5 protein-coding genes are annotated in these 7,334 nt (G+C 48.3%); all 5 read left to right on the forward strand.

Features of this window, described 5'->3' with window-relative positions; all coding sequences use genetic code 11:
- The first annotated feature begins 302 nt into the window (after positions 1-302).
- Positions 303-1,763 (forward strand): L-fucose/L-arabinose isomerase family protein, encoded by a 1,461-nt coding sequence (locus WG8_RS21160; protein WP_007432297.1) that lies wholly within the window; start codon positions 303-305, stop codon positions 1,761-1,763.
- Positions 1,764-1,787: 24 nt separating this feature from the next.
- On the forward strand, positions 1,788-2,633 hold the full coding sequence (locus WG8_RS21165; protein WP_007432298.1) for a transketolase: 846 nt from the start codon (positions 1,788-1,790) through the stop codon (positions 2,631-2,633).
- A 3-nt stretch (positions 2,634-2,636) separates the two neighbouring features.
- Positions 2,637-3,572 carry a transketolase family protein gene (locus WG8_RS21170; RefSeq protein ID WP_007432299.1) on the forward strand — a complete coding sequence of 312 codons (936 nt, stop codon included), beginning with the start codon at positions 2,637-2,639 and terminating at the stop codon, positions 3,570-3,572.
- A 15-nt stretch (positions 3,573-3,587) separates the two neighbouring features.
- Positions 3,588-5,123 carry a glycerol kinase GlpK gene (gene glpK / locus WG8_RS21175; RefSeq protein WP_007432300.1) on the forward strand — a complete coding sequence of 512 codons (1,536 nt, stop codon included), beginning with the start codon at positions 3,588-3,590 and terminating at the stop codon, positions 5,121-5,123.
- A gap of 148 nt (positions 5,124-5,271) precedes the next feature.
- Positions 5,272-7,218 carry a BglG family transcription antiterminator gene (locus tag WG8_RS21180; protein ID WP_007432301.1) on the forward strand — a complete coding sequence of 649 codons (1,947 nt, stop codon included), beginning with the start codon at positions 5,272-5,274 and terminating at the stop codon, positions 7,216-7,218.
- Positions 7,219-7,334 lie beyond the last annotated feature (116 nt).

Raw genomic sequence — 7,334 nt, forward strand, 5'->3', positions numbered from 1 at the left:
GTATATTTCTCGATATAAATTTAGTTTCTTTATTTATAATATTATTCATTTTATTCCTGAAAATTTGGTGAGAAAGAATACTATATATGTGATTTATTCTAAATATAATCTATAAGTTTAGATAATTCAACTAGACTAACTAAACTAAATAATGATTTCTATTAGAATTCAGCCAATTGACAGCGGTTTATAGAGGTGATACGATGATTTCGAAAATAAAACTTCATACATTTTAGTTGATTTAGTTTAGTCTTGTTTAGTCTCATTTCAGTTTATTTACTTCTAGTAAAGGAGAGTTATTAATGAAAAAGCTGAAACTGGGTTATGCGCCTACACGACGGTTCACCTTCAGTGCTGAGGATGCATTCCGCTACAAAGTTGCCATTCGCAAACAAATCGAGAGCTTCGGGATGAACATTGATATTGTGGATTTGGAAGGGCTTAATGAAGAAGGATTGCTATACGACGATCATATTAACGCTGACTTGATTATCAAACGTTTTAAGGAAGAGGAAGTCGACGCCGTTTTCTTCCCCCATTGCAATTTTGGAACTGAGGATACGGTTGCCCGTGTGGGCAAGGCGCTTGGTAAGCCGGTTCTATTGTGGGGTCCACGTGATGAGGCCCCTTTGGCCGACGGCATGAGATTGCGGGATACCCAGTGTGGATTGTTCGCCAGCGGAAAAGTGCTTCGCCGCTTTAATGTCCCATTTACCTATATAACCAACAGTCGTGTGACTGATCCGGTATTTGAACGAGGGTTTAACAACTTTATCTCGGCCGCCAATGTGGTACGACAGTTCAATAAGTTACGGATTCTCCAGATTGGCCCTCGCCCCGCTTCCTTTTGGACCATGATCTGCAATGAAGGAGAACTGTTGGAACGATTCGGTATTGAAATCCATCCGATTACGCTGGTAGATATTCAGCTTCGTTCCAAGAAAATTGCATCCGGGAGCAGTGCCGAACTTTCAGAAGCGATTGATTACATCAAAGAGAAGCTGGACTACAGTGAAGTCACCGAAGATGATGTCAGACGAATCGCTGCACTTAAAGTAGCCATGAAATCCTATGCCATCGAAACGGGAAGCACAGCCATCGCCATCCAATGCTGGTCCGCCCTTCAGGAAGCCATGGGAATTATGCCATGTCTGGCAAATGCCATTTTGACAGATGAACAAATTCCGGTCACCTGCGAAACCGATATTCACGGAGCTATTACTTCGGTTATGGTACAAGCGGCTGCGATGAACGAACTGCCGACCTTTTTTGCTGATATTACGGTACGCCACCCTGAGAATGACAATGGAGAACTTCTATTCCACTGCGGGAATTTTCCAGTATCCATGTCCATTGAGAACAAACCCAAGCTGCGCAAGCACTTCCTGTTCGATGATCACGCGCCAGGCACACATGAAGGAGAAATTAAAGGCGGCGGCATGACCATCGCTCGTTTTGACGGTGACCACGGGGAGTATTCCATTTTCCTCGGCAAAGCGAAAGGGATTGAGGGACCTTATACCCGCGGCTCGTATGTCTGGGTAGAAGTCAACGACTGGCCGTTATGGGAAGAAAAGCTCGTCAAAGGTCCTTACGTCCACCACTCTGTTGGCATTCACGCTAACGTCATCCCGGCTCTCTACGAGGCCTGCAATTACCTTCCAGGCGTCAAGGCAGACCCGGTAGATCCTACCGAACAGGAGATCCAACGCTGGTTGCGCGGCTCCGATCTCACTGTCACTAAGTCGAACATTCTGGTTTAACTATATTATTTCAAGGAGGACACTATGGAAATCCAAGACTTGAAAATCAAAGCCGCACAAATCCGTCAGGATCTACTCACCATTATTCATCGTGCCAAAACAGGGCATACGGGAGGCTCGCTGAGCAACACGGATATACTCACCGCCCTGTACTACGAAATCATGAATATTGATGTCGCTAATCCTAAATGGGAGGAGCGCGACCGCTTTGTTGCCAGCAAGGGACATTCCGTCGAATCTTTATGGTGCATTCTGGCAGACCGTGGTTTTTTCCCAAAAGAAGAACTGAAAACCTACAGCCAATTCGGAACCCGTCTGATTGGACATCCGAACAATAAAGTGCCTGGTATTGAGATGAATACAGGCGCATTGGGCCATGGCCTCCCCATCTCAGTCGGGATGGCGCTGGCTGCCAAGCGTGACGGACGATCCTACCGTGTATTTTGTCTGATGGGTGACGGGGAGCAAGCTGAAGGCTCCAACTGGGAAGCTGCCATGGCAGGTGCCCATTACAAACTGGATAATCTTGTCGGTATCATTGACCGCAACGGCCTGCAAATCAGTGGTACAACCGAGGAGGTTATGGGACTTGAGCCGCTGGAGGAGAAGTGGGCTGCTTTCGGCTGGAATGTCATCTCTATTGACGGTAACAGCATGGAGGAACTGGTTCAAACATTCCGCAACGTCCCCGAAATTGAAGGCAAACCAACGTTGGTGCTGGCAAACACGATAAAAGGAAAAGGTGTATCCTTTGCCGAGGGTGTTCCAGGATGGCATCACCATGTTCCAAACGATGAAGAGCTTGAACGCGGACTGACTGAACTACAGCAAAAAATAGACGAATTATCCGGGGAAGGACAGGTGAAATAAACAATGAACAAAATCCCAAATCGTCAGGTCATCTGTGAAACACTGCTTGGCCTTGCCAAAGAAGATCGGGATATTATGGTGTTGGCTAGTGATTCCCGCGGTTCTGCTGCCATGGCTCCTTTTGCAGCTGCATATCCCGAACAATTTGTGGAGGTAGGCATTGCCGAGCAAAATATCGTCGGTATATCAGCCGGACTCGCGCACAGTGGTAAAAAGCCGTTCGTCACCTCTCCTGCCTGTTTCCTCAGCATGCGCAGTATTGAGCAAATCAAGGTAGATGTAGCCTATTCCGGGACCAATGTAAAGCTGATCGGGATAAGCGGCGGTGTCAGCTACGGCGCATTGGGAATGTCCCATCACTCTGTTCAGGATATTGCCGTGGCCAGAGCGATTCCAGGTTTAATGGTCTTGCTGCCCGCTGATCGTCATGAAACCAAAAAAATGACCGAAGCGCTGGTTCAGCATAACGGAGGTGCATATGTGCGGATCGGACGCAATGCTGTTGAAGATGTCTATTCGTCCGATGATTATCCATTCGAGATTGGAAAAGCTGTCACCTTACGAGAAGGATCAGACATTACTCTGATTGGCGCTGGTGAGACCGTCCGTATCATTTTGGATGCGGCTGAGTTGCTCCAGCAAGCGGGTGTTAAAGCACGTGTCCTCAATATGCACACCATCAAGCCTCTTGATGAGGAAGCAATCATCGCCGCAGCGCGCGAAACCGGAGGCATTATCACCGTGGAAGAGCACAGTGTATTCGGAGGCTTGGGTGCTGCCGTAGCAGAAGTCGTAGTTCAAAATCAACCCGTTCCAATGAAAGTACTGGGCATACCGGATGAGCCGGCGATTGCGGGCAAAACAGCTGAAGTATTTGAACATTACGGGCTTACACCTGAGAATATCAACAAGATTGCGCTCGAACTGATTAACAAGTAAGGAGCTGTAGCTGTAATGAATATCGAGACCTATATTCTGGCGATCGATCAAAGCACTTCCGGAACCAAAACACTGCTGGTCAATCGGCAGGGCGAAGTGATTGCCCGTTATTCTTTGGAGCACAAACAATATTACCCCCGGCCGGGCTGGGTTGAACATGACCCGCTTGAGATATATCACAATGTGCTTATTGCTGCGAAAGGCGTGCTGGAGAAAGCCGGGCTTTCTCCTTCCTCGCTGGCCGCAGTCACCATTACGAATCAGCGAGAAACGGCTCTGATCTGGGACCGTACTACCGGTTTGCCTGTCTATAATGCCATTGTATGGCAGTGCCAGCGGACGGCAGAGGTCTGCGCACAGTTGAAAGATGATGGCTATGAAGATATGATTCGCTCCAAGACGGGTCTAATGCTCGATCCTTATTTCTCTGCTGCCAAGTTCAAATGGATTTTGGAACATGCGCCTCATGCGCCCCAACTGCTTGCTGAAGGCAGATTGCTTGCAGGGACCATTGACAGCTGGCTGCTATGGAAACTTACGGGCGGTCAAATACATGCAACCGATTACAGCAATGCCAGTCGTACTTCCCTCTTTAACATCCATACCCTGGCTTGGGATATGGATTTGTGCAACATATTTGGTGTTCCCTCCTCCCTGCTCCCTGAGGTTAAAGCATCCGATGCCTTGTATGGCTATACACAGGAAGCGCAATTATGGGATGAACAAGTAGCGATATCAGGGATAATCGGAGATTCACAGGGCGCACTGTACGGACACCGTTGCTTTGAAACTGGCGACGCCAAAGCGACGTATGGAACTGGAACGTCTGTACTTATGAATATTGGCCCGCAGCCCGTACAGGGCGGTGAAGGTCTTGTCACAACGATTGCCTGGGGTGCTTCAGGGAAGGTTACTTATGCATTGGAAGCCGTTATACGCACGACCGGAGACAGTATAAAATGGACAAGGGATAATCTGGGATTATTCTCGTCATTTGAGGAAATGCAAGCAATGGTCACCGGATTGCAGGACAATGAGGGCGTATATCTGGTTCCTGCTTTTGTCGGTTTAGGTGCTCCCTACTGGAACCCTTCTGCGCGTGCTGCAATTCTGGGCATGACCCGTGGAAGCGGCAAAGCGCATATTGTACGGGCAGCGCTGGAGAGTATCGGGTATCAGGTGAGAGATGCTGTAGAATTTATACGCGAACAATCCGGTGTGCCCCTGACTAGTCTGCGTACGGATGGCGGAGCCTCATCTAACAGCTGGCTAATGCAGTTCCAGGCAGATATCCTGGGTACCCATGTTACCCGCTCTACCTGTGCCGAGCTATCTGCAATGGGCTCTGTGTATCTGGGCGGTCTCGGAGTCGGATACTGGCCAGATCCTAGCATCGTCACCGGAAACACCTCTGATCAGAATCTGTATGAGCACTACACTCCTAGCATGGACGAAGTCAGCCGTCAGCGGCTTTATACAGGTTGGCAGAATGCAGTGCAGATGGTAATACGTTCAGAACAACCGCATACACCATCTTCTCCCGTCAATTGATAATTCAGTCTTCTTCATTTATTTTTGAGTTTACTACAAGCTTCCGGTTATTTTGCAGGTGTTACACTTGGAGTAATCGGAGGTTTTTTTAATTTAGTTCAGTGTACACTACATTTATTCTGCTTTACAGAAAGGGGGGGCACCTTGAATGAATGCGCGCATGGTTTCAATTCTTCAGCACTTGCTGGCTGCCGACACTCCTGTCAAAAGTGATTATCTTGCCAAATTGATCCAGGTTACTTCACGTACCATCCGCAGCGATATCCGGGAACTGGATGAATTTCTAACCAAACACGGGGCAGCAATTGAACCTGTTCGTTCAAGGGGATATGAACTGAAAATTACGGATAATCGTAGCTTTCGTGCGCTGCTGCAGCAGTTGTTCCTGTCCAGCGAGCCCGATGATCCAGGTTCTCCCGGCTACCGGCAATTGTATTTAATAAAGCGCCTCCTGCTCGCTGATCATTATGTGAAGCTGGAAGACCTCGCGGATGAGCTATATGTAAGCAAGTCTACGGTGCAAAATGATTTCAAAGAGGTTAAACAAACCTTGCAAAGCTACGGAATCACCATTCACAAACGGCCGAATTACGGAGTCAAACTGAAGGGTGATGAAGTTCAGCTTCGGTTTTGCTTGTCCGAGTTTATTGTAAGCCGTTCCGAGGAACAAGGCGGAACACTTCATGCAGCTCTGCGCATCGTCAGCCCCCGCGAAATGACGCTGATCTGCGGAATCATTCTGGAACAGACTCAGAAATATGAAGTGACGCTCTCCGATATCGCCTTCAGCAATTTATCCATTCATATTGCGATCGCCTGCAAGCGTATCCGTGACGGAAACCGGGTGGCTATGCTCTCGACGGAAATAGGAGATCTGCGGGGCACCGATGAGTTTCGGGCTGCCGAGCATATTGTCGAGCTGATCGGAAAGGAATTGCAGTTGTCTTTTCCCGAAGACGAGATCGCCTACATTGCCATGCATCTTGCCGGAAACAAGTGGTTTGCCGGGATTGAAGGACAGCAAATAGAGGACATGGGACCCGAGAAGCTGTTGGACCGGAACATCTATGAACTGGGCAAGGGAATGCTCGCTGAGATCGACAGGGATTTGAACCTGAACATCAGCCGTGATACGGAACTGCTCATAGGTATCTGCCTTCATCTGAAGCCGGCGCTGAACCGGGTAAAGTACGGGATGAACATTCGAAACCCCATGCTGGATCATGTCAAGAGCAACTATCCTCTGGCTTTTCAAGCGGGTGTCATTGGTGCCAAGCTGATCGAGAGCAAGCTGAATATTGCGATCCCGGAAGCGGAGATGGGCTATCTGGCCATTCACATCGGAGCAGCCATCGAAAGACAGCGTATGAATACCCGGCCAAAACGCTGTCTGGTCGTCTGCACTTCAGGAGTCGGAAGCGCCCGGCTGCTTAAGTACAAACTGCAAAGCACTTTTGGCAGCCGACTTGAAGTGGCGGGTACAACGGAATATTACAAGCTTCAGCAGGTTCCTCTCCATAACATTGATTTCGTGGTGAGCACCATTCCCATTCAGCTGCCATTATCCGTTCCGGTCGTGGTGGTACAGACGCTTCTTGGCGGCAGTGATATGGGCAAAATTGAAAGTTTGCTGGCTGGTGAAGCCGAGTTTGCTTTTCACTACATCCGGGAAGATCTCGTATTTCTGAGACAAAATTTTACCACCAAGGAAGAGGTCATCTCTTTTCTGGGCCAAAAAATATATTGTGAAGGGCTAATCCGCTCTGCCGAAGGCTTTATTGGACTCGTTCTGGAACGAGAACAGGCTGCACCCACGGCTTACGGAAATTTGGTAGCCATTCCTCATCCTATCATTCCGCAAAGCAATCAAACCGTATGGGCGGTCTGCACCCTTCAACAGCCTATCGATTGGGGCGACAAACCCGTGCAGTTCATCTGTCTCCTTAGCATTGAAAGAAACGGCAAAGAGCCGCCGGCCAAAATGTATAAACATCTCATGGAACTGGTCGACAATTCGGATATCATCCAGCAGATGTTAAAATGCGAAACGTACGAGGAATTTTCCAGGATTATCGTCAAATATAAGCTGTATTGATACCAAGCTCCAAAGAAGCATCCGGCTGATATCCACAGATCAGGTGCTGCTTTGGAGCTTTTTGAAATGGAAGAAGTATAATGAATGAATTTCCGCTACTGGCGGAAAAGGCTTGG

The sequence above is a fragment of the Paenibacillus sp. Aloe-11 genome (assembly GCF_000245715.1).
In the GTDB taxonomy this organism is placed as follows: Bacteria; Bacillota; Bacilli; order Paenibacillales; family Paenibacillaceae; genus Paenibacillus; species Paenibacillus kribbensis.